Source organism: Alcaligenes phenolicus, assembly GCF_032063905.1.
Lineage (GTDB): Bacteria > Pseudomonadota > Gammaproteobacteria > Burkholderiales > Burkholderiaceae_B > Alcaligenes > Alcaligenes phenolicus.
Genome location: NZ_DAMBOE010000007.1, coordinates 156707 through 178389, shown reverse-complemented (window position 1 = coordinate 178389; position 21683 = coordinate 156707). Strand labels below are relative to the sequence as shown.

The window sequence follows — 21683 nt, the reverse complement described above, 5'->3', positions numbered from 1 at the left end:
CCTATTTAGCGCCCGAATCCGTCGAGGCTTCAGCGGGGCGACGATCGTAGCCACGGTCACGTTTATCCAGTTCCTGCGCGCTGGTCGCATAGGTGCGATCCAGAGCCAGCAGGTACTCCACCAAGTCCAGCGCTTCCTTGCGAGCAACCACATGCTTGCCCGCAGGCTGCAGGGACTCTGGCAAACGCACCACTACATCGCCTTCGGAAACCTGGTCTTTCAGCTCGAACATATAGGGATAGGACGGCATCAGGCTCCAGTCAAAAATCGCACGGGGCTGATACAGGTGGGTCAAATGCCAGTCACGGCTTTTCATGCGTGCACCGACGTTAAACAGGTCCGGACCGGTACGCATGGTGCCCAGCAGATGGGGCGAATCGTAAAAGTAATCACCCGGTGTGGACGCACGGCCCCAGCCACGTGCCGTATCAAACAGGGTTTGACCAGTAGAGCGTGGCTGCTGGCTGTGACAGTACAAACAGCCGTTGGCCACGTACTCGTCACGCCCCAGCAGTTGCTGGGCGGTATAGGGTTGCAACTGCTCCGGCGGTTCCGAGGTACGCAATTGCCAGGCTGGCAAAATCACCAGCATCAAGGTAGCCAGCAGCAACACGCCAATGGCCCCGATTAGTAAAGGTAAGAGTCGATTCATGACGCATCTGCCCGAGCAAGTGTAGGAGTCGCATTAACAGCGGAACCTTTGCGCAGCAAGAGCAAGGCAAAGTGAGCCGCAAAGACAAAGTGGCCCAGTGTCATCATGGTGCCGCCAATGGAGCGGGCTTCCAGATACGGAACCATCTTGCGAGTGATCTCGCCAAAACTTGAACCTGGGTCCATCAAGCCCATGCCCTGCACCACACCGGCAATGCTCAGAGCCAGCACGTAAATCGTGAAGCCTGCGGTCACCAGCCAGAAATGGGTTTTGATCAGAGCCGGGAAGGGCCAGCGACGTCCCAGAATGTGCGGCATCATGTAGTACAGCGTGCCGAACATCACCATGGACACAAAGCCGTAGGCACCCAGGTGAGCGTGACCGACGGTGTAATGCGTAAAGTGCGTAACCGAGTTCACCGAGCGGATGGCTTCCAGCGAACCCTGGAAGGAGGACAAGGTGTACATCAGCGCGCCAATCCAGACGAAACGCAGGGCCATGGATTGCTTGAAGGCCCACAGGTTCTGCGCAACGGTTACGTGCTGGTTAATCGCCACGGCAATCACCGGCACAAACATCATGATGCTGTGCACCACGGACAAGGTGACGGCCCAGGTTGGCACCGGACCGCCCATCAAGTGGTGAATACCTACCTGGCTGTAGAACAGCGCCAGACTCCAGAAACCCAGCAAGGACACGTTGTAGGAATACACGGGCTTGCCGATGATCTTGGGGATGATGTAGTACGCCGCGCCCACACCCATAGGCGTCAGCCATAGACCCAGCACGTTGTGAGCAAACCACCAGTTCACGGTTGCTTGCTGAGCACCAATATGCAGGCCAGGGATGTTGGAGACCAGGAACAGGAAGGGAAACCAGACCATACCGGCCAGGAAGTACCAGCCCGACACATAGATGTGGCGCGATTTGCGGTTGGCGGCGGTTTCAATGGCAGGCCAGGCCAGGAAAAAGCCCCCTACTGCCAACAGAATGTCGATCTGCCAGGGAAATTCCAGCCACTCGATCCCGTCGGACCAGCCATTGGCCACGGCAATCGTGCCGCCCAATACACCGAGGGTCCACAAGGCAGCGCCGAAGTACACCATATTGGGACGTCGCAAAGGCGTATGAAAAATACGCGGCAACAACCACAAAGCCACGCCAATCCCGGTCACCGACAACCAGCCGTAAGCCACGATGTTCAGATGCAAGGTACGCGCACGACCAAAGGTCACTTGTGCCACGTCGGCCAGCCAATCGGGCCAATGCAATTTCAGCGAGGCCATCACGCCAAACACCGAACCAATCAGCAGCCAGGTAATCCCGACCGTGACCAAAAGCAGAACCGGCCCCCGACCACTGCGGTCGATGCCCGCACGTAAAACGTCAAAGCGATGTGTCTGTGCTTCGTTCTCCCCCCCAAAGGAAGCACTGTCATCCGGCTGACCAAGCTCACCTTTCATGAAGATGGTCTCAGCTTCGTTCTTCCCAACGAAAATCAGCTTGTTTGCTACGGCCCAGACAAGAATGCCCAGTGCCACCAAAGAGGCGACAAAACTGGTCGCCAGTAATATTCCTAATATAGGAGTCATGTGAATAAATGCCCGATATCTGTCATGCGGCTAAGCCTAAAGAAACGTCATTGCCCAAGCCGGTTTTATTAAAAAAGTAAGTACCGAGATACAAATGCAATGCAATCTACATCACAGTAGAGGATCAGGATTAAGGCCAAATTAAGAGAACTTTCCCGCTCGCCCCTGCCCTCAAGGCTGCTAACATGAACGCCGAAACGTAATGAACATCAGGCTTTGCCTGCACAAGCCGCATTTACCACAGGGGGGGAGAATGCACGTTTTACTTGTTGAAGATGATGCGCTCGTCGCCAGCGGAATTGTGGCGGGCTTGCGACTGCATGGGCTGACCGTGGACCACGTGGGCACGGCCAGCCTGGCCGACACGGCCTTGCTGTCTTCGCACTTTGATGTCTGTATTCTGGATCTGGGTTTGCCTGATCAGGACGGGCTGACGCTGCTGCGTCGCTGGCGCGAACAAGGCCGTAAACTGCCCATTCTGATTCTGACGGCTCGCGACGCCCTGCATCACCGGGTTGAAGGGCTGCTGGGTGGGGGCGATGACTATGTCATCAAACCTTTTGACCTGGACGAGCTGCTGGCACGCCTGCATGTATTGACACGACGTGTAGCCGGCCACGAAACAGATTGCATTGAATATGGGCGACTCAGTTTCTGTGCCTCCACCGGCCATGTCACCCTGGACGGCAAGCCGGTCAGCCTGGCGCGCCGCGAGCTGTCCTTGCTGCGTGCCCTGCTCAGCAAACCACACACCATCCTGAGTGCCGAACAACTGTGCGACAGCGTCTACGGCTACGACCAGGATCTGGAAAGCAATGCCATCAATGTGCACATCTACCATTTACGCCGCAAGCTGGGCAGCAATATTGTCGAGACCGTGCGGGGCCTGGGCTACAAACTGGGGCCTGCCGGTTAGGTATTTCACACCATGAGCCTACGCCTTAGATTGCTGCTGGTTATCGGCATTTCCCTGACCGTGCTCTGGAGTGCGGTCGCCACCTGGATGCTGATGGATGCACGCCACTCCTTGCGTGAAGCGCTGGATAGCCGACTGGCAGCATCGGCCCGCATGGTGGCCGGACTGGTTGCCCAATTTCCAAACTTGCAGGAGCTGGCCCAATCCGCGGAGCGTCCCCTGGACATCATTGCCCGCGATGGCGTGGCTTGCGAAATCAGCGTGGTGCGCAGTGAAGTGGAAATCCAGGCTGTCAGCCGCACGGCGGGCAGCCCCGACATGTCACAAGTGGCTTTGGGCTTTGGCACGCACGTGCATGGTGGCAAGCGCTGGCGCACCTTTGTGCTGCGCGAAGGCCATATTCAGATTGCCGCCGCCGACAGCATAGAAATACGCGAAGCACTGGTACGGGAAATCATGCTCTCGGCTGGCCTGCCCTTTGTGGTGGCCTTGTTTGGCAGCCTGCTGCTGTTGTGGGTTGGTATCGGTCACGGCCTCGCTCCCCTGGAGCGAATTCGGGACATGCTATCGCGCCGTCGCCCCGGGGACGACAGCCCACTGCCCAAGGTCAAAGTCCCGGTTGAGCTGCAACCCTTGCTGCGAACCCTTGAGGAACTGCTGGAGCGGCAACAAGCCGCCATCATGCGCGAACGCCGCTTTACCGACAGCGCCGCCCACGAACTGCGTACACCCCTTACCGGAATCAAAACCCATATTCAAGTTGCCCATCTGGCTGCCCAACGTCCTGGAGAACGCAACACGCTGGATACGGCCTTGAGCCAGGCGGACCAGGGCGTGCAACAGCTACAGAACATTTTGCAGCGGCTGCTGGAGTTGGCACGGCTGGACGGGCAAAGCGCCCGAATGGAAAGTAGCCAGGCCGACGAGGCGGTCTATGCTGCCCTGCATGCCCTTAAAGCCATCTACGGCGACACCATAGACCAGATCACGCTGGATATACGCAGCAAACCCGGCCCGGTGCAGATTGAAAAATCCCTGCTGACAGTAGCCGTACAGAATCTGATCGACAATGCCTTGCGCTATACCAAAGCCCAGCAACCGATCAGCCTGCGGATTGAAGCAGGAGAGCCAAGCTATCTGCGTCTCAGTGTGCTGGACCACGGTCCCGGATTAAGCGACAGCGAACGGGATCTGGCCATGAACCGTTTTTGGCGCGGCTCGCAACAAGAAGCGGGCTATGGCTTGGGCTTGTCGATTGTGAACGCCATCGCCACCCAGCATGGCGGAACGCTGGAGCTGCTGAATCGCAAAAGTGGCGGACTGGAAGCGCGTCTGACCGTGCCCCTTGCCGACCAGAGCAGCTGAAACCAATCCACGCAATAAAAAAGGCCGGAGCCCATCAGGGTCCGGCCTTTTCAGTTTGACGCGGTGCTTGCCTGTTTCAGGCAAGCCCATCATCAAAGAATTTGGATTTTAGTTGCGCATGGGCCTTTTTGGCCTGCACCTTCGATGAAGGAAACACGTTGGTTCTCTTCCAGAGTTTTGAACCCGGTTCCCTGAATTTCACTGTGGTGTGCGAAGAGATCCTTGCCGCCGTTCTCCGGCACGATGAATCCGAAGCCTTTTTCGCTGTTGAACCACTTCACAATACCAATTTCTGTCTTCAAAATAAGTCCTAAATGTAATAACGATCAGAGAAAAAAATTTTCTCTCCCTGAACTATCCTCCGATTGCGTCCACAAAGATAGCTCCGTTACTTTTTAATTGTAAAAATCCGGAAATTCTGTTGTTTCCTGAGCCTGTATCTCCTGTTTTCTAGCCCCGCCCTTGCATCCGGGATGCCGCTGCGCACCGCGTCCAGGCCAACTGCCCCTGCCATCGCCAACACAAGAACGCCTGGGGAAAAGCGTCGCCATTTCAGCGCCAAACAGTATTTGAGGCCTGAACAACTCACTGCAGCCTATAAAAAATCCCCACGCAATCAAAGCACTCTTGGCTATACTGGCTCGCACTTAGCGGTCTACTTATCCTGATTGACGTGTGTCATGTCATGATCACGAGGAACATACAATGAATCGTAGAAACTTCCTGCTGGCCACGCCGGCTGCCGCATTTGGAACCCTGGTTCTGCCCTCTGCCAGTCTCTCGGCCCCCGCCATCATTACCAACACCAGCCAGATCCTGCCGCGCCACACCAAGGGCCCGCGCATTGTCATTTGTGGGGGCGGCTGGGGCGGAATGACGGCCGCCAAGTACCTGTCCAAACTGGTGCCTCAGGCACAAGTGGTGCTGATCGAGCGCAACCCTACGTTCTGGTCCGGCCCCATGAGCAACAAGTGGCTGATTGACATCGTCAACACGGATTTCCTGAACCACGACATGCTGGCGCCCTCCATCAAGTACGGCTACAGCCTGGTGCATGCCGAAGTCACCGCCATCGAGCGCGACAAGAAAACGGTACGCACCACCCAGGGTGCGCTGGAATACGATTACCTGATCCTGTCGGGCGGCATACGCAATGCCTACGACGCCTGGTTTGGCAATGACACTTACGCGGCGGAATACACCCGCCAGCACTTTCCCAACGCCTACATCCCGAATGCCGAGATGTTTGCCTTGAAGAACAAGCTCAAAGCTTTCAAGGGCGGCACCATTGTGATGACGCTGCCCCCGCCACCGCATCGCTGCCCGCCCTCGCCCTACGAGCGCGCCTGTTTGATGGCCTGGCATATCAAGACCAACAAGATTCCGGGCAAGATCATCATTCTGGACCCCAAGCCCACCATTGCCCCGATTGGCGAAGGTTACCGCGCAGCCTTCCAGGAGCTGTACCCGGACATCATCACCCACGTACCCAATGCCCGAGTGCGTGAGGTCGATCCCTTCAAGAAGCACATCAAGACCACCGCCGGCGATTTTGATTTTGACGACGCCGTGCTGATGCCACCGCACCAGGCCGCTGACATGATCTGGAATGCAGGCCTGGTCGGCACAGGCCCCGATGGCAAACCCACGGGCTGGGCCAATATTGACCCACGCCTGTTCACCGCCCGCGACGACGACAATGTCTACGTGGTGGGGGACTCCATGGGCTTTATTTCCGACCAGTTCGGCCACTACCCCAAGAGCGCCCACGTGGCACACGCCGTAGCCAAGATTGTTTCCCGGAACCTGGCCGAACGTATCGCGGGCAAGGAAGTGGTGCCCGTGCTGCCGGACAATCTTTGCTACATGATGGTCAACGGAGATCCGCAAGAAGAAATCTCGGTCAAGTTTGAGTACGAGCTGGACGCAAGCGGCAAGGTTCTGCAAACCCAGATCGATATGGATGTCCGTACCTCCGACCTTGTTCAAGAAGACTTCCAGTGGATCAAGAGCCGTTTCAATGACTTCCTCTAAACTTCCCTCCCGTTTTGTCCGCCGCCGCCAGCTTGTACTGGGCAGTGCCGCCGGCCTGGGCGCCGCGTGGCTGCCCCTCAATCTGCATGCACAAGTCGCCTTTGATCAATTGCTGAAACCGGCCACTGCGGCCCAAGTGCAAGCCATTGTGGACGAGTTCCTGAAAGGTGCCAGCCCGGAGAACACAGGCTTGAAACTGGACATGCCGGCACTGGGGGATAACCCCGCTGCGGTGCCAGTCAAAGTAGTCCTGGATCTGCCGCCCAGCGACGAGCTGTATTGCCAGGAACTGATCATTCTGGCCCAGGGCAACCCGCATCCGCTGGCCTGCCGCTTCAACTTCACTGCCCTGGCCGGAACAACAGAAGTAGCAGTTCGCCTGCGCCTGATTGAAACCCAAACCATCCGCGCCCTGGCACGGTTAAGCGATGGCCGCGTCCTGAGCGCTCAGCATCACATCACAGTGACCGCTGGCGGCTGCGGCATGTAAACAAGGGGCACTCATGAGTAAACCACGTATCTGGATCAGCAATGCCAAGCCCAAGGCGGGCGACATTGTGCGCGTGCGCGCCCTGGTCGAACACCGCATGGAAAGCGGTCTGCGCCTGAGCAAGGAAGGCCAGGTTGTACCGCGCAACATCATCCACGAATTCAAGGCCACCTTTAACGGTGAGCCTTTGTTCAACTGGCAGCCGGAAACCGCGATCTCCCAAAACCCGTACATTGAATTTACCTTTGTCGCACGACGCTCCGGCACTCTGGAAATGAGCTGGACGGACGATCAAGGTGCTGTCATTAACGGCCAGACGGAGCTGAGCATCAGCGACTGATTGCGGACCAGTTCCAGCCCGGCCCCCTGACCTGCCCCATTCAGCGCCCTTAACGGGCGCTGAGTTCATAACAGTGTTCTATATAGTCATACAAAGTGGGCGTAAGGGGAATGCTACGCTGAGCGTCCTTTCCTACAACGATGCACATTGACAAGAAGAATGCCCATGTCCCTCTCTCTGGTAGGTCGTCTCCTTTTTGCCCCCGCCTTGCTCGTGGCCAGCAGTGCCACCGCACCGGCCTGGGCCAGTTCCACGCTGGACATCAAAACGGTGGCCAGCTCCTGTGCGAACTGTCACGGCCCGGATGGGCGTTCCACGACCATCATCCCCTCGCTGGCTGGCCGTCCCGAAGCGGCGTTGCTGGAGCAACTGCGCGCCTTTGCCTCGGATACGCCTCCGGCTGGCACCACCATCATGAGTCGTCTGGTCAAAGGCTACCAGGACGCGGATCTGGAAGCCCTGGCACATTATTTCTCTGAAGTCTCCTCCACCCCTCGCAGCGCTGCGGAAGGACGTTAAGAATGAGCACACCCTTAAACTCCTCCCGTCGCCAGTGGCTGAGCCGTGTCGGTAAAACCAGTGTGGCTGGTCTGGCCTTGAGCACCCTGCCTGTGTACGCACGCAGCAGCTCGGCCCATGTCGTTGTGGTCGGTGGCGGCTTTGGCGGTGCAACCGCCGCCCGTTACTTGAAGCGCGGTGACCCGTCCCTGAAAGTCACCTTGATTGAACCGGCCACCACCTTCTACACCTGCCCGTTCACCAATCTATATCTGGCCGGTTTGCGCCGTTTTGAACAGCAAGGCCACGGCTTTGATGATTTGCGCACAGCCGGGATCGATGTCATTCACGACCTGGCCACCGCAGTCGACTCCCAGGCCAAAACCCTGACCTTGGCCAAGGGCCAGAAGCTGTCTTACGACAAGCTGCTGCTCTCACCCGGTATTGATTTTCGCTGGAACACGCTGGAAGGCTATGACGAGGCCGCCTCCTTGCTGGCCCCGCACGCCTGGAAAGCAGGCGATCAAACCCGTCTGCTGAAAAGTCAGCTGGATGCCATGCCCGACGGCGGCACCTTCATTATGGTGGCCCCCGAAAACCCCTTCCGCTGCCCGCCCGGCCCTTACGAGCGCGCCAGCATGGTGGCTCACTACTTCAAGCAGAACAAACCCAAGTCCAAGATTCTGATTCTGGATGCCAAAGACAGCTTCTCCAAACAAGGCCTGTTCCAGGACGGCTGGAAACAAGTCTACGGCGACATGATCGAATGGGTGCCCTTCTCCAAAGACGGCAAAGTCACTCGCGTGGATGCCGCCAAGCTGAGCGTGGAAACCGAGTTTGGCGAGATCCACAAAGCCGATGTGCTGAACGTGATCCCGCCACAAAAAGCCGGGGCCATTGCCGAACAGGCCGGCGTCACCAACGCCAGCGGCTGGGTGCCAATTGACCCGCATACCTTCGAGTCCGAGCAGGTCAAGGACATCTACGTGGTGGGCGATGCCACCATTGCCTCGCCCATGCCCAAGTCCGGTTTCTCGGCCAATACGCAAGCCAAGCTGGCAGCGGCTGCCATCATTAATGCCTTGAGCGGCAAGCCTGCACCACAGGCCACGCTGAGCAATACCTGCTACAGTTTGATCGCTCCCGACTATGGCATTTCCGTGGGGCACTTGTACGCCTTTGCGGATGACAAGCTGGCAGAAGCGTCCGGCGGGGTCAGCCCTAAAGAAGCCAGCCCGACCTTTCGCAAGCAGGAAGCCCAGTATGGCGAAGCCTGGTATGCCGCGATCAGTCGCGACATCTGGGGCACCAAAGGCTAAGTGGTTCCAACCCGGTCCTAACATCCAGCGCACATGGTGAATACAGAACTTGTACTGTGGGTCAGCTTGGCCATTGGCCTGCTCTTTGGCATTAGTGGCCAGCTCAGTGGTTTTTGCTTTTATCGTGGCTTGACCGAGCGCTGGTCCGGGCGTAGCGGCTACAAGCTTCAGGGCTTTGCCCTGGCGCTGGCCGTGGCCCTGGCCGGGACACAACTGGCGGCGGGCTACGGGCTGATCAGTCTGGACAAGGTCCTGTACCTGAACCCCACTTTCTCCTGGCTGCTGGTGCCGCTTGGCGGTGTGCTCTTTGGGGCAGGCATGACCCTGGCTAATGGCTGCGGCGCCCGAGCCCTGGTTCTGTTGGGACAGGGAAATCTGCGTTCCTTTGTTGTCGTGCTTTGTCTGGGTATCGCCGCCTATATCACCTTGACGGGACTGCTGGCCCCGCTGCGCATGAGCATTGCCCAAGCCAGCAGTGTCACCCTGCCCGCAGTGACCCTGTCCGAGGGTCCCATCCGCTCTATTGTGATTGCCATCCTCGTCGCCGCCCTGATCGCTTTTGCCTTGCTGCGCCGACAGGACGGTCAACGCCTGAATGATCTGCTGGCTGGAGCATTTGTAGGGCTGCTGATTGTGGCAGGCTGGCTGACTACCGGCTGGCTAGGCGATGATCCCTTCGAGCCTTTGCCGGTCAGCTCGTTGAGCTTTGTGGCCCCGATTGGTGAAAGCATTCAATACGCCATGATCTCCACCGGCATGAGCCCACGCTTTACCATCATGATTGTGGTGGGGGTGGTGGCCGGTTCCTTGCTAAGCGCCCTACTGCGTCGTCGCTGGAAGCTGGAAGGCTTTGAGTCGCCCCGCCACATGCTGCGCTCCATGGCAGGCGGTGCCTTGATGGGTGTAGGTGGTGTGCTGGCCCTGGGCTGCACCATAGGCCAGGGTTTAAGCGGCCTGTCCACCTTGTCGGCCACCTCTTTGCTGGCGGTACTGGGCATTATCGTTGGCGCACGTCTGACCTGGACCCGCCCAAGCGCCTGACTCCGTGTTTCAATAAGGGCTTGATTGACGGTGCTTCAGACGGCCCAGGCGAGCTCCGCCTGACATTCGCTGAAGCATTCTTACCGAGCCCACTGCAATGCGACAGATCCTGCTTGTTGTCGATGTGCAAAGCTGCTTTTCACCGCCCCCATGGTTGATCGACGGCATTAACGCCCTGAGCACCCGCCTGCCTTGCGCGGCCTTGATTGAACTGCACGACGAGTCTCAAACCCCCTTTTCCAGTCAACTAGGCTGGTGTCCCCCGCGCAGCGACCGCTGTCTGGTTGATGCCAAACAAATCTTCATCAAGCACGGCTACGGCCCCAGCCCCGCTGCAATGGAATATTTGCAGCAATGTCAGGCTGATCGCATTCTGGTCTGCGGCATTCAAACCGATACCTGCGTACTGGCAGCCGGGTTTGCCTTGTTTGATGCCGGGCTGCGCCCCACCCTGATTACGGATTTGACGGTTGGCTCGTCCCTGGATCGCTCCGGCGAGCTGGGCATCAAACTATGGAAACATCACTTCAGGCGCACGATCCACAGCAGCGAACTAATGGCTGAACTGGACCGGCAGTAATCCCGCTCATGAGCGGGCAAAGCCGGAATTGGCTCAGCAACCCAAAGGCTACCACCCACACGCGTCAAGCCACTACTGCGCAGCGAACCGCTCATCAAATCCGCCTCTCCCTGTTCTCTCTGCTGCACCAGACAAACGCTGATTGAACATTCAACCATCGCGCCCCTGATTAATCATTACGTTTAGCGTAATCATTCGCCCATAAGCTTTATTGATAGCCCTATACCGCCACTGATATGGTCATTTCCAGAAACCTGCAAAAGGTTCAATTACAAGGAGACGAGACATATGCATTGGCTATCCATTGCCGTATTAGGAGGCATGTTCGTACTGGCGACCGCCCTACCCATCAATATGGGGCTGATTGCTTTTGTAGGCGCTTTTCTGGTGGGTACGCTGGTGGCGGGCATGGGCGCCAAGGAAATCATGGGCGGCTTTCCGGCTGACCTGTTTCTGACACTGGCCGGTATTACCTATTTGTTCGCTCTGGCTCAGAACAACGGCACGATCAACTGGCTGGTCAGCATGGCCGTGCGAGCCGTACGTGGGCGCATCGCCGCCATTCCCTGGATCATGTTTCTGATCACGGCCGCATTGACCGCTGTTGGCGCCGTCAGCCCGGCGGCCGTTGCCATCATTGCCCCGATTGCGCTGGGCTTTGCCCGCCAGTACGGCATCAACCCGCTCTTGATGGGTTTGCTGGTGATTCATGGTGCGCAAGGGGGCGGCTTCTCCCCCATCAGTATTTACGGTGGCATCACCAACCGTGTGGTCAGCGCCGCCGGTTTGCCCTTGAATGAAATGGCCACCATGACAGCCAGCCTTGGCATCAACCTGGCCGTGTCCATTTTGCTGTTCGTGTGGATGGGTGGTTTGAAGCTGATGCGTCAGAAAGTGGACTTAAGTTCGGCAGACGTAAACGTTGCCCGCGTGGCCCATGGCTCGGGTGGCCCGCAAGTGTTTGGCGACGCTGAAGCCGAGGCCTTCGGTGAAGAGCGCAAGACCGCCCGGAAAAGCCCCGATGCCCTGGTCGAAGCCGGCAATGGTGCCAGCGAGGCCCCCCACTGGTATCGCGTTCTTACCTTGGTCGGCCTGTTCATCCTGGCCGTTCTGACCTTGTTTTTCAAACAGGATATTGGCTTTACCTCGATCACTATCGGTCTGGTCCTGACCTTGATGGCCCCCAATCTGCAAAAACGCGCATTAGGCCAAGTGTCCTGGCCTGAAATCATGCTGATTGTGGGTGTCAGCACCTATGTGGGCGTGATGGAATCCATGGGCACGATTGATTTTGTTGGCCATAGCGTTGCCCAACTGACCTCTCCCTTGATGGCCGCCTTGCTGCTGCTTTTTGTGGGCGCGGTCGTATCTGCGTTTGCCTCTTCCACCGCCGTGCTGGGTTCGCTGATTCCGCTAGCCGTACCCTTTTTGCAAGGCGATGGCGGCGTGGGGCCGGTGGGCTTTATTGCGGCTATGGCCGTATCCTCCACCATTGTTGACGTCAGCCCCTTCTCCACCAATGGCGCGCTAGTGCTTGCCAATGCCCAGGGAGTGTCGCGTGATGCCTTCTTCCGTCAGCTGCTGCTGTACGGCGCTGCCGTCACGGTTATTGCTCCAGTCATTGTCTGGCTGCTGTTTGTAGTGCTCTAAAACACCTGACCAAACAGGAATACTGCTGGCCCCGGTACTTTGGTAACCGGGGCCTTTTTGATGGGCATTCTTGCCTCCTCAATCGGCAGTTAACGCTCTATGGTCCAACTCTAGAGCCCATAAGATTTGCTGGTGGCGTGGAATACCTGCAAGGCGTATTCCCTTCTGCCCCTTCCCAGCGTCCAGTCTTCAGCCTGGAACCGACAAGGTTTATTCCCCCCCCTCCCCGAGTCTCACTAGGTCAACGTCCACCTCCCTCTAACTGCTTCTTTCCCTATGGAAAACGCCAAAACAGCTATGGCGCCGCATTAATTTCTGAATAAAGCCTTGAAAGCTGGAAACTCCCAACACCGAAATGAGAATGATTGCTATTATTTTGCCGTTGTTTCAAGCCTGATGCCCTCTTCCCCTCTCTGTCACCAAGAACTTGCTTACTGAAAAGCGAAGCTTGCGTGATGAGTGCAGCGTACAAGAATGGCGGACTCAATTCGTCACCCACCGTTGCCAAACAAGCACGGCTTTTCTCGGTTTAATGATCATCAATCCAGCATCCGGAGACGGTGTTGTAGTAGGAGGCGCGTCAGCGTGAAAGAGTCATTTCGCCAATGTATGGCATGGCTGCATACCTGGGTCGGTCTGGTGGTGGGCTGGATCCTGTTTTTCGTCTTCGTCACTGGCACGGCTGGCTATGTGGACGATGAAATCACTCGCTGGATGGAGCCGGAGCGCCCCTTGCCCATGCAAGTCCTGCCCGAGCAATCCAGCCAGATGCTGGATAAGGCCCTGACGCAGTTGCAAGCGCATGCCCCGGCAGAGTCCAAAGCCTGGACCATTACCCTGCCGCATCAAGCCCTGAACCCGCGCGCCACGCAAGGGCTGTCCATTGCCTGGGAAGAAATGCCCCAGCCCGGTCAACGCGGCCGTCGCGGGGGAGAAGAACTGGACCCTGTCACCGGCCAGATTCAGCCGGAAGTGGAACCTCGCGCAACTGCTGGTGGCACCGGCCTGTACCGCATGCATTACGCCTTGCACTACCTCCCCTATCCGGTCGCTATCTGGCTGGTCGGTATCTGTACCATGCTGATGCTGCTGGCCGTGATTACGGGCGTGGTGACTCACAAGAAAATCTTTACCGACTTCTTCACCTTCAGACCCGGCAAGGGCCAGCGTTCCTGGCTGGACGCACACAATATCGTCAGCGTCATGTCCCTGCCCTTTTTCCTGATGATTACCTATACGGGCCTGATTTTTTTCATGTCCATCTACATGCCGACCGGGCGAGAAGTCATGTACGGCGCGACAGAAGAAGGACGGCAGGCTTACTTCCAGGATATTCGTCAGCAAAAACGCGACTTCCTGCCCGTGAGCATGCCGCAGGCTCCCCTGGGCCAGATGATGCACAGCGCAGAACAAGCCTGGGGCAAGAACAGCATTGCCTCGGTGCAGATTACCCATCCGGCAGATAGCCAAGCCTATGTAGAACTGCGTCGCACCGGCGTCACGGGCGTGTACTGGACCCGTGCCGAGACCCTGCGCTTTAACGCAACTGACGGCAGCCTCATGGAGCCGGAGAACAATAGCAATGTCACCGGAGACACTCACCGAGTATTGCTGGCCTTGCACGAAGGAGTGTTTGCCGAATGGTGGTTGCGCTGGCTGTACTTTATTTCAGGCTTGCTGGGCTGCGCCGTCATTGGGACAGGTCTGGTGCTGTGGACGGTAAAGCGTCGCACCCAGCATCAAAAGCGCATGGCCAAAGCCACCCCGCTTAGCGCATCCGAGCGTTTTGATGCCGCTGGCCTGCGTTTAGTAGAAATCCTGAATGCCGGAACTCTGGTCGGTTTGCCCTTGGGGCTGGCGGCCTACTTCTGGGCCAACCGCCTCTTACCTGTGAATATGGTCGACCGCGCCGCCTGGGAATTTCATGCTCTGTTCCTGGTCTGGGGCTGGTCCTTCCTGTATGCCTCCTGGCGACCCTTGAAGCGCGCCTGGCTGGAGCTGCTGTACCTGACAGCCGCCGCCTACGTCTTGACTCCTGTCCTGAACCTGCTGACAACCGACCGTCACCTGGGTGTCACCGTCATCCATGGTGACTGGGGCCTGGCAGGCTTTGACCTGACCATGTTTGGCCTGGCCGCCATCTTTGTCTATATCGCCATCAAAATGAAACGCAAATGGCACATTGCCAGCCTGCCTAAAAAAGCCGCCGCACCGACCAGCTTGCAAACTGCGGGAGTGAACGGATGAGTGGACTGACTTCCCGCTACCGCCTGCAAGTGCTCTCGCGCATTGTGGCGGCCACTGTCGGCGGCTACGCCCTGGCAGCCGCTGCCACGGTGTTGTTGACCTTGCTCTGGCCTCTGCCTAAAGCCCAGGCTGTTCTGGCCGCGAATATGTTGAGCTTTGTCTGGTACACCATCGCCGTCATGTGGGTGTTCAGCACCAAGAGCGCCACCCGCGCTTGGGTGGGCATGGTCTTACCGACGGCTTTGATCGCCTTGCTGAGCGTTCTGTTGATGCCTGCAGGAGTGGTGCCATGAGCAATACCAGTCTGTGGCTGAATCTGGCCGTTTTTATCATCAGCCTGGCGGGCTTTATCTGCCTGGCTTTGGCCAGTGATCGCCAGGGAGAATTCCTGCTGCATCGCACGCCCAGCGAAAAGGAAAGACTGATCTTTCGTCTGCTCGGCTGGCCCTTGCTGGCTATGGCTTTAGCTCTATGCTGGCAAGGCTGGGGCTGGAGCATGGGCACCGTTGCCTGGCTGGGCTGGCTAACCATGGCCGGTGCCGGACTAACCTTTTACTTGCCCTGGTGGCCTTGGCAGGAAAAGAAACCTGTGCGAGCCAGACCTGCGCCGGTTGCAAAGGCAGCGCCTAAAGCGGTTGGAGCGGGCAACACTGCATCGACATCAAGTGACGCTATAGCTGGGAAAAATGGAATGGCGGCGGCAAATTCAAGCGCTGCTTCAACTAGCGCTGAGGCTACAAGTACAGAGCCAACTCACGCTGGAACGGCACCAACAACATCACGGTTTTCCAAACGTAGCCTGGTTTTTGCCAGCGGCCTTTTGGCCATCCCTGCCGCCTTCATGATTTATCTGGCGCAACAAGGCCCGGAGCCTGTATTTGGCAACCATGCCCTGCAAGGCCAGATTGGACCCTGGTCATTTGCGCTTGCTGAAACGGATGACAAAGCCCCCATCAGTGGGCCCACCGGCGCTCATCGCAAAGCATTTCAAATTCGCTTTTGCCAGGCCTGCGACCCACATATACGCCGCGCCTATCTGCAAGTGAGCAAGCCCGAGCCTACGCCTGCGCCTCGTCAAGCTTTCAGCAACACGCGCTGGACACGAGCGGTAGACGTTGCCATCCCGCCCAATAGCCAGCTGGAGCATCAACTGTGGTTAACCGTAGAAGCCAAGAGCGGGGAAATCTACCATCAGGCTTTTGATTTCCACCAGGTCTCACCCGTAACGGCAGCGTTCATCCAGCAACAGCCGTAAGCGCGATCCGAATAGAAAGGGCCAAGATTGAACTGCCCCCGAGTGTTGAACAACAAGTCAAGCTTTGGTGGGCCATTCAAATTCCGGCCCTTTTTTATTCCTGGGCAACGCGGGTTCCTTGATGAAACACCATCTGCCAACGCCCCTGACTCTGTTTCCAGATAGAGCTGCGCAAGGATCGCTGCGGCCCTTCATCACCTGACACTTCACACACGTAAGTCGCCAGGACCACATCCTCTAACAGGAGACGCAGCTTGAAGTCGCTCAGGCGGCGCTGCACAAAATCCTGTTCAGGCAGGTCGCGTAACACTTCTGCTCTACTCCATGCCGCGCCCCTGGCTCCAAACTCTACAAACTCGTCAGCCAATAAAGCGCCAAGCATCGTCACGTCCTGACGAGTGACACGATCAAACAGGCACTCTTCAAGAGTCAGGATCAGGGCTTCAAGGGAATGGGTCATGTTGAGGGCACCTTTGGAATATGCAGCTACGTTCCCGAGTTTTATTACGTCGTTGCGGGGGATATGCAGGCCTTCAATCGCCCAAACAACTCTTCACAAACCCGACAAGATCCTACGCCCGACACAATCCAGCACACTAGCGATATTTCTCACATTTACTATAAAAAAACACCACCCTAAACAAAGGAAAATTTTTGACAGTTGTTTTCCTTTCAAGCACTTAGCGCTTCCCGCTTATCGCTAGAATCCAGCCGTGTTAAATGACTAACAAGGCAATATCATGTCTTTATTAAAACGATGCACCGCAGAAACGCTGGGCACTTTCTGGCTGGTCTTTGGGGGCTGCGGAAGTGCGATCTTTGCCGCTGCCTACCCTGAACTGGGGATTGGTTTTGCCGGGGTAGCCCTGGCCTTTGGTCTGACCTTGCTGACCATGTGCTATGCCATCGGCAACATCTCCGGTTGCCACATCAACCCGGCTGTCACGCTGGGCCTGGTCGCTGGGGGACGCTTCCCCGCTCGTGATGCGATTCCCTACATCATTGCCCAGGTTATCGGCGGTCTGCTGGCCGGCGGTGTTCTGTACCTGATCGCCAGCGGCAAAACCGGCTTTGATCCTGTGGCAGGCTTTGCCTCCAACGGCTTTGGCGAGCACTCGCCCGACAACTACAGCCGCAACGCAGCCCTGATCGCAGAAATTGTGCTGACCGCCTTCTTCCTGTTCATCATCATGGGCGCAACCCACAAGCGTGGTCACGCTGGCCTGGCAGGCGTGGCGATTGGTCTGTCCCTGACCTTGATTCACCTGATCAGCATCCCCATCACCAACACCTCCGTGAACCCAGCACGTTCTACCGGCGTGGCCTTCTTCCAGGGTACGTGGGCCATGGAACAGCTGTGGCTGTTCTGGGTGGCTCCCTTGATTGGTGGGGTGATCGGCGCCCTGGTGTACCGCTTTCTACACGCCAACGACGAGTAAGCTGCACGGACCCCTGCTGGCAGGACCCTTGAGCCGCACTGGCTTGAATCGGGCACATGGCCTGTTCAAGACGATGCGGCTCAAAGCTATTTATGGAACCCAATTGTCGCCCTGCAAAGCATCAGGCTTGTCGCTCTTATGTAGTAGGATTTACACCCTGCCCCGAGCAAATGGGCAGTAGGCACTGCACCTGGCGATTCAACTCAGCCTCATACGCTTATCAACGCCCATAAAACCGGAGAACCCCATGAAAAAAGCATTGAACACCGGCCTGATCGCTTTAGGACTCAACTTGATGGCAGGCGCCTCTTCCGTTCAGGCGGCCGACTGCGACAGCCTGACCAATCAAAATGCCATGAATCAGTGCTTTAGCAACGAGTACAAGAACTCGGACGCCGAACTGAACAAGCTCTACAAGGAAATCAGCCATCGCCTGAAAGATGATGCCGACACCCTCAAAGCCTTGCGCAACGCCCAACGGGCCTGGATCAGCTTCAGAGATGCAGAATGCGACTTTGCTGCGATCAACACCGAAGGCGGCAGCATTCACTCCATGCTGATCACCACTTGCCGGAATGAATTGACCCAGGCCCGTATCAAGAACTTCAACACCTACCTGTCCTGCGAAGAAGGCGATATGAGCTGCCCGGTTCCACCGGCCATGTAATGACATGCCCGAGACCAAACACCCGTCCACGCGCGATTTGAACGACCTTTACTACTTTGTACAGGTCGTGGACCACGGTGGGTTTGCACCCGCCGGACGGGCTTTGGGCATCCCGAAATCCAAGCTAAGCCGACGCATCACCTTTCTGGAAGAGTCCCTGGGTGTGCGTTTGATCCAGCGCTCCAGCCGCCATTTCAGCGTCACGGAAATCGGCCAGATGTACTACCAGCGCTGTGTAGCCATGCTGGTGGAGGCCGACTCCGCTCAGGACATCATCGAGCGCCATCGCAGCGAGCCGCAAGGTTCAGTACGCATCAGTTGCCCCCTGGCTTTGCTGGACTATGGGGTCAATGAATTGCTGGCCCGCTATATGGCAGCCTATCCGCAGGTCAAGCTGGAAGTGGAAAGCACCAACCGCCGCGTGGACGTGATTCGTGAAGGCTTTGATGTGGCCTTGCGCGTCCGCTTCCCTCCTTTGGAAGACAGCGGTCTGGTCATGAAAGTCCTGGGCGAGAGCAGGCAATATCTGGTCGCCAGCCCAGCCTTGATCGAACGCATGGGCGGGCTGCCCAAGCTGGACCAGTTAGGTAGCTGGCCCGCCTTGAGCGACGAGCATCTGCAGCGCAATCCCACCTGGCAACTGCAAACCGCAGAAAACACCCTGATGGAAGTGCCCTACCAACCCCGTCTGGTCTGCGACGACCGCATGACTTTGCTACAAGCAGCCCTACAAGGGATTGGCGTGGTTCAAATGCCAGCCATGTTGATTGCCCCTTATATGCAGGGCGGCAGGCTGGTAGATGTGGCCCCCGGCTGGAACCCCCGCTCCGGCGTGGTACATGCAGTCTTTCCTTCACGCCGAGGCCTGGTGCCTGCAGTACGCGCTTTGCTGGATTTTCTGGGCCAGGAATTCGTCACTATTTTGCATACGCCCGCCCCCTGAATCCCTGCTGTAAATTACCCAAAACCAGCCACCAAGCAGTCGTTCTAATTATGGAACGCTGATGACCATATTCTTATCTATTCAAGCCATCGTTGCACTTCTATAGTCTCCGCATCGAACTATTCATGATGGGGAGTGCATCGACATGAATGCCAAAATGGCTGCGGCTACCGCCGCTATTCTCTGGGGCTTTACCTACATTCTGACCACAACCTGGTTGCCACCTAATCCCTTGTTCCTGGCTGCTGTCCGGGCGCTGGGAGGCGCCATCGTCCTGCTGGCCTTGGTACGCAGCCTGCCGCCCCGTGCCTGGTGGGGGCGCCTGGCCGTGCTGGGCACCCTGAACACCGGCCTGTTCTTTGGTCTGTTCTTTATCGCTGCCACCCGTCTGCCCGGTGGTGTGGCCGCCATCTTCCAGGCGCTGACACCACTGGCCACCATTTTTATCGCCTGGGGCATTTTGCGTGCTCGCCCTGCCCTGACGCGGATTGGAGCCGTTCTCTTGGGTGCGCTGGGCGTGTCGCTGGTTGTCCTGTCCAGCAACGCCACTCTGGATCTGATCGGCATTGCCGCTGCTTTGGGCAGCATGTTATCCATTGCGACGGGTGGCGTCTTGATGAACAAATGGGGTGCGCCCCCTATCCCGCTGCTGGGTTTCACGGGCTGGCAACTGCTGATTGCCGGTATTGAACTGAGCGTGATTGCCCTACTGACACAAGACATTCCAAGCCAGCTTGTACCTGTGAATTGGCTGGGCCTGTTCCTGCTGGCAACGGTTCTGACAGCTGGCCCCTTCGCCCTGTGGTTCAGCGCGATCAAGCAGCTGGGTGCCGTTACCGTAGCTCCCTTCATGCTGCTGGTTCCCGTCACCGCCTTTATTCTGGATGCGCTGATCAAAGGCGTCTGGCCCACCACGCTGCAACTGGTAGGAGTGGCACTGGTCATGGGTGGACTGGTCCTGAGCCAGCGAACACTGGCCGTCGCACGCTCCACATTGGAAGCATCCGTGCACAAGCCTTGAACGCCCCACCCAAGGAGGAGGCATCATGAACCACGTCATACAAGAATTACTGCGTTCACGAGTGTATTTTGTACTGGCTACTCTGCTCCTGACCTACATTTTCTGGTGGAGCGGTGTGAACAAGGTTTGGGACTTCAGCGCGGCAAAAAGGGAAATGGCCCACTTCGGACTGGAGCCCCAGGCTTTATTCGCCGTGCTGACTATCACAGTTCAATTGCTGGGCAGCTGGCTGATTATCAGCGCGAGTCGTCTGGCCTGGTTGGGGGCGCTGATGCTGAGTGTCTTTACCTTGTCCACGATTCCCCTGGCACATCGGTTTTGGGAAATGCAGGGCTTGGAAGCCTTTCTGGAACAAGCCCTGGTGCAGGACCATATCAGTGTGATCGGCGGGCTGGCGGTGGCCGCCGCTTTGGCTCATGCTTACCGGCAGGTGCGCCAGTAAGCGCGGTATCAAGCGTTCTTCTTGCAAAAACGGCAGACATGGTTTGATGTCTGCCGTTTTCTTTTACAGGGCCGGTTCGGGCTGATCAGGGTCGCGCTGTATATCAAAACCAGCGGCCCGCCAGGCCTCCAATCCGCCTTCCAAAGGACGTACCCGGCTATAGCCACTTTGCAGCAAGCGTTTGGACACCAAGGCCGCTGACACTTCATTTGGGCAATCGCAATACACAATAATTTCCCCGTCAGTAATCAAGTTCAGCGTGGCCTCACCCAAGGCCAGACTGATCGCCCCCGGAATACGTCCTTGGGCCTGCATAAGGGTCGAACGCACATCCACAATCGTGGGGGGCGTGTCCGAGGACAACATCTGATGCAATTCCTGCACGCTGACACGCTCCATGCACAAGGACTTCATGAAGCGATGGCGCTGCCACCACTTTCTGGCAATAAATACCGCCAAAGCCAGTGCCAACAGGATTCCACCCACCACCCCCAGACTGATCAGCACATTCAGCAGCTCATCCACCGCCGAGCTGAACAAGGAGCCCAGGAACACGGCAGAGCCCGCCCAGACCGTAGCCCCGATAATGTCGTAAAAAAGGAAGCTTCTTCTGGGTGTGCCCACCGTACCGGCCAGCACGCTGGCAATCGAGGCAAAGCCGGGTATGAACTTGGCTACCATCAAGGACGGTGCGCCCCAACGCATATAAATGGATTCGGTCTGCCGAATGCAGGAGTCCGGCGACAGGGAAATCTTGCACAGCAAGGCCAACAGCCTGCCACCATAACGTCGCCCGGCCAGATACCAGCCGTAGTCCGCAATCATCGCGCCCTGCACGGCAAAGCCCAGCAAGCTCCACAAGCTGTAGCCGCCCGACTCATGCAAGGCACCCGTTACCACCAGCACAGGATAAGCAGGAATGGGCGCCCCTGCCTGCTCCACCAGGACATTGAAAAACACGATCAACAGACCGTGTTGCTCGATAAGTTGCAGAATCGATTCGACCATATTGCGAGGTACAAAAATTGCCAGACAGCCGGTATTGTAGGCTGGTGTCGGCCAATTTCTGTTTCAACGCTAAAGCATTCCGGCATAGCTACCATGCAAAAAACACGGCCCCGTTCAAGGGCATCTGGCCAGACTCGACGCCGCCACTTTCATCACGCCCCTGCACTGTCCCCGAGGCTGGCTC

The 21683-nt window shown here is 57.4% G+C and carries 23 protein-coding genes; 18 read left to right on the top strand and 5 right to left on the bottom strand.

Going from position 1 to position 21683, the window contains the following annotated elements:
* Position 1: 1 nt before the first annotated feature.
* On the bottom strand, positions 2 to 652 hold the full coding sequence (locus U2949_RS14915) for a cbb3-type cytochrome c oxidase subunit II (RefSeq protein WP_009461016.1): 651 nt from the start codon (positions 650 to 652) through the stop codon (positions 2 to 4).
* Positions 649 to 2244 (bottom strand): cbb3-type cytochrome c oxidase subunit I, encoded by a 1596-nt coding sequence (locus U2949_RS14910; protein ID WP_031232271.1) that lies wholly within the window; start codon positions 2242 to 2244, stop codon positions 649 to 651. The genes U2949_RS14915 and U2949_RS14910 overlap by 4 nt, the downstream gene beginning before the upstream one ends.
* A gap of 253 nt (positions 2245 to 2497) precedes the next feature.
* Between U2949_RS14910 and U2949_RS14905 the strand changes: the two genes are divergently transcribed.
* On the top strand, positions 2498 to 3160 hold the full coding sequence (locus U2949_RS14905; protein WP_021446792.1) for a response regulator: 663 nt from the start codon (positions 2498 to 2500) through the stop codon (positions 3158 to 3160).
* 12 nt (positions 3161 to 3172) lie between these two features.
* Entirely contained in the window at positions 3173 to 4525 is a 1353-nt protein-coding gene (locus tag U2949_RS14900) for an ATP-binding protein (protein WP_321288541.1), read from the top strand.
* A gap of 92 nt (positions 4526 to 4617) precedes the next feature.
* Here U2949_RS14900 and U2949_RS14895 read toward each other — a convergent pair whose 3' ends face one another.
* Entirely contained in the window at positions 4618 to 4827 is a 210-nt protein-coding gene (locus U2949_RS14895; RefSeq protein ID WP_009461028.1) for a cold-shock protein, read from the bottom strand.
* Between the two features lie 403 nt (positions 4828 to 5230).
* Here U2949_RS14895 and U2949_RS14890 point away from each other — a divergent pair, with 403 nt between their 5' ends.
* From U2949_RS14890 to U2949_RS14840, 11 genes are all read left to right on the top strand, one after another.
* Complete coding sequence (locus tag U2949_RS14890) at positions 5231 to 6559, top strand: FAD-dependent oxidoreductase (protein WP_026484491.1); 1329 nt, start codon at positions 5231 to 5233, stop codon at positions 6557 to 6559.
* Positions 6546 to 7049, top strand: a complete 504-nt coding sequence (locus tag U2949_RS14885) for a thiosulfate oxidation carrier protein SoxY (protein ID WP_026484492.1) — start codon at positions 6546 to 6548, stop codon at positions 7047 to 7049. The genes U2949_RS14890 and U2949_RS14885 overlap by 14 nt, the downstream gene beginning before the upstream one ends.
* A 13-nt stretch (positions 7050 to 7062) precedes the next feature.
* Entirely contained in the window at positions 7063 to 7389 is a 327-nt protein-coding gene (soxZ, locus tag U2949_RS14880) for a thiosulfate oxidation carrier complex protein SoxZ (RefSeq protein ID WP_026484493.1), read from the top strand.
* A gap of 165 nt (positions 7390 to 7554) precedes the next feature.
* The gene (locus tag U2949_RS14875) at positions 7555 to 7908 is read left to right on the top strand and encodes a c-type cytochrome (protein WP_051316366.1); all 354 of its coding nucleotides are present in this window, start codon (positions 7555 to 7557) and stop codon (positions 7906 to 7908) included.
* A 2-nt stretch (positions 7909 to 7910) separates the two neighbouring features.
* Positions 7911 to 9206 (top strand): NAD(P)/FAD-dependent oxidoreductase, encoded by a 1296-nt coding sequence (locus U2949_RS14870; protein WP_321288538.1) that lies wholly within the window; start codon positions 7911 to 7913, stop codon positions 9204 to 9206.
* Between the two features lie 33 nt (positions 9207 to 9239).
* The gene (locus U2949_RS14865) at positions 9240 to 10247 is read left to right on the top strand and encodes a YeeE/YedE family protein (RefSeq protein WP_321288536.1); all 1008 of its coding nucleotides are present in this window, start codon (positions 9240 to 9242) and stop codon (positions 10245 to 10247) included.
* A 97-nt stretch (positions 10248 to 10344) separates the two neighbouring features.
* Positions 10345 to 10827 carry a cysteine hydrolase family protein gene (locus U2949_RS14860; RefSeq protein WP_257724251.1) on the top strand — a complete coding sequence of 161 codons (483 nt, stop codon included), beginning with the start codon at positions 10345 to 10347 and terminating at the stop codon, positions 10825 to 10827.
* Between the two features lie 288 nt (positions 10828 to 11115).
* Entirely contained in the window at positions 11116 to 12477 is a 1362-nt protein-coding gene (locus U2949_RS14855) for an SLC13 family permease (protein WP_026484497.1), read from the top strand.
* A gap of 585 nt (positions 12478 to 13062) precedes the next feature.
* Complete coding sequence (locus U2949_RS14850; RefSeq protein ID WP_321288533.1) at positions 13063 to 14724, top strand: PepSY-associated TM helix domain-containing protein; 1662 nt, start codon at positions 13063 to 13065, stop codon at positions 14722 to 14724.
* Entirely contained in the window at positions 14721 to 15017 is a 297-nt protein-coding gene (locus tag U2949_RS14845) for a DUF3649 domain-containing protein (RefSeq protein WP_026484499.1), read from the top strand. Before U2949_RS14850 ends, U2949_RS14845 begins: the two co-directional genes overlap by 4 nt.
* Positions 15014 to 15979 carry a DUF3325 domain-containing protein gene (locus U2949_RS14840; protein WP_257724248.1) on the top strand — a complete coding sequence of 322 codons (966 nt, stop codon included), beginning with the start codon at positions 15014 to 15016 and terminating at the stop codon, positions 15977 to 15979. The genes U2949_RS14845 and U2949_RS14840 overlap by 4 nt, the downstream gene beginning before the upstream one ends.
* Positions 15980 to 16073: 94 nt before the next feature.
* Here U2949_RS14840 and U2949_RS14835 read toward each other — a convergent pair whose 3' ends face one another.
* A complete protein-coding gene (locus U2949_RS14835; protein WP_321288530.1) occupies positions 16074 to 16439 on the bottom strand; it encodes a nuclear transport factor 2 family protein in 366 nt (121 codons plus the stop codon).
* A gap of 280 nt (positions 16440 to 16719) precedes the next feature.
* On the opposite strand from U2949_RS14835, the gene aqpZ reads away from it, so the two are divergent.
* The 5 genes from aqpZ (at position 16720) to U2949_RS14810 (ending at position 20491) form a co-directional block, all read left to right on the top strand.
* Positions 16720 to 17418 (top strand): aquaporin Z, encoded by a 699-nt coding sequence (aqpZ, locus tag U2949_RS14830; protein ID WP_153229662.1) that lies wholly within the window; start codon positions 16720 to 16722, stop codon positions 17416 to 17418.
* 247 nt (positions 17419 to 17665) lie between these two features.
* A complete protein-coding gene (locus U2949_RS14825) occupies positions 17666 to 18085 on the top strand; it encodes a lysozyme inhibitor LprI family protein (protein ID WP_321288527.1) in 420 nt (139 codons plus the stop codon).
* Between the two features lie 4 nt (positions 18086 to 18089).
* Entirely contained in the window at positions 18090 to 19028 is a 939-nt protein-coding gene (locus U2949_RS14820) for a LysR substrate-binding domain-containing protein (RefSeq protein ID WP_321288525.1), read from the top strand.
* Between the two features lie 145 nt (positions 19029 to 19173).
* Positions 19174 to 20049: a DMT family transporter gene (locus U2949_RS14815; RefSeq protein WP_080655556.1), complete on the top strand. Its 876-nt coding sequence runs from the start codon at positions 19174 to 19176 to the stop codon at positions 20047 to 20049.
* A 25-nt stretch (positions 20050 to 20074) separates the two neighbouring features.
* The gene (locus U2949_RS14810) at positions 20075 to 20491 is read left to right on the top strand and encodes a DoxX family protein (RefSeq protein WP_257724244.1); all 417 of its coding nucleotides are present in this window, start codon (positions 20075 to 20077) and stop codon (positions 20489 to 20491) included.
* Positions 20492 to 20554: 63 nt separating this feature from the next.
* On the opposite strand, the gene U2949_RS14805 is transcribed toward U2949_RS14810, so the two are convergent.
* Complete coding sequence (locus U2949_RS14805) at positions 20555 to 21499, bottom strand: rhodanese-like domain-containing protein (RefSeq protein WP_321288522.1); 945 nt, start codon at positions 21497 to 21499, stop codon at positions 20555 to 20557.
* Between the last annotated feature and the right edge of the window lie 184 nt (positions 21500 to 21683).

Coding starts and splice junctions, on each gene's coding strand:
- U2949_RS14905 (WP_021446792.1), top strand. CDS start 2,498: ATGCACGTTTTACTTGTTGAAGATGATGCGCTCGTCGCCAGCGGAATT.
- U2949_RS14870 (WP_321288538.1), top strand. CDS start 7,911: ATGAGCACACCCTTAAACTCCTCCCGTCGCCAGTGGCTGAGCCGTGTC.
- U2949_RS14890 (WP_026484491.1), top strand. CDS start 5,231: ATGAATCGTAGAAACTTCCTGCTGGCCACGCCGGCTGCCGCATTTGGA.
- U2949_RS14865 (WP_321288536.1), top strand. CDS start 9,240: ATGGTGAATACAGAACTTGTACTGTGGGTCAGCTTGGCCATTGGCCTG.
- U2949_RS14820 (WP_321288525.1), top strand. CDS start 18,090: ATGCCCGAGACCAAACACCCGTCCACGCGCGATTTGAACGACCTTTAC.
- U2949_RS14835 (WP_321288530.1), bottom strand. CDS start 16,439: ATGACCCATTCCCTTGAAGCCCTGATCCTGACTCTTGAAGAGTGCCTG.
- U2949_RS14840 (WP_257724248.1), top strand. CDS start 15,014: ATGAGCAATACCAGTCTGTGGCTGAATCTGGCCGTTTTTATCATCAGC.
- U2949_RS14875 (WP_051316366.1), top strand. CDS start 7,555: ATGTCCCTCTCTCTGGTAGGTCGTCTCCTTTTTGCCCCCGCCTTGCTC.
- U2949_RS14845 (WP_026484499.1), top strand. CDS start 14,721: ATGAGTGGACTGACTTCCCGCTACCGCCTGCAAGTGCTCTCGCGCATT.
- U2949_RS14815 (WP_080655556.1), top strand. CDS start 19,174: ATGAATGCCAAAATGGCTGCGGCTACCGCCGCTATTCTCTGGGGCTTT.
- aqpZ (WP_153229662.1), top strand. CDS start 16,720: ATGTCTTTATTAAAACGATGCACCGCAGAAACGCTGGGCACTTTCTGG.
- U2949_RS14810 (WP_257724244.1), top strand. CDS start 20,075: ATGAACCACGTCATACAAGAATTACTGCGTTCACGAGTGTATTTTGTA.
- U2949_RS14805 (WP_321288522.1), bottom strand. CDS start 21,499: ATGGTCGAATCGATTCTGCAACTTATCGAGCAACACGGTCTGTTGATC.
- U2949_RS14915 (WP_009461016.1), bottom strand. CDS start 652: ATGAATCGACTCTTACCTTTACTAATCGGGGCCATTGGCGTGTTGCTG.
- U2949_RS14825 (WP_321288527.1), top strand. CDS start 17,666: ATGAAAAAAGCATTGAACACCGGCCTGATCGCTTTAGGACTCAACTTG.
- U2949_RS14910 (WP_031232271.1), bottom strand. CDS start 2,244: ATGACTCCTATATTAGGAATATTACTGGCGACCAGTTTTGTCGCCTCT.
- soxZ (WP_026484493.1), top strand. CDS start 7,063: ATGAGTAAACCACGTATCTGGATCAGCAATGCCAAGCCCAAGGCGGGC.
- U2949_RS14860 (WP_257724251.1), top strand. CDS start 10,345: ATGCGACAGATCCTGCTTGTTGTCGATGTGCAAAGCTGCTTTTCACCG.
- U2949_RS14900 (WP_321288541.1), top strand. CDS start 3,173: ATGAGCCTACGCCTTAGATTGCTGCTGGTTATCGGCATTTCCCTGACC.
- U2949_RS14885 (WP_026484492.1), top strand. CDS start 6,546: ATGACTTCCTCTAAACTTCCCTCCCGTTTTGTCCGCCGCCGCCAGCTT.
- U2949_RS14855 (WP_026484497.1), top strand. CDS start 11,116: ATGCATTGGCTATCCATTGCCGTATTAGGAGGCATGTTCGTACTGGCG.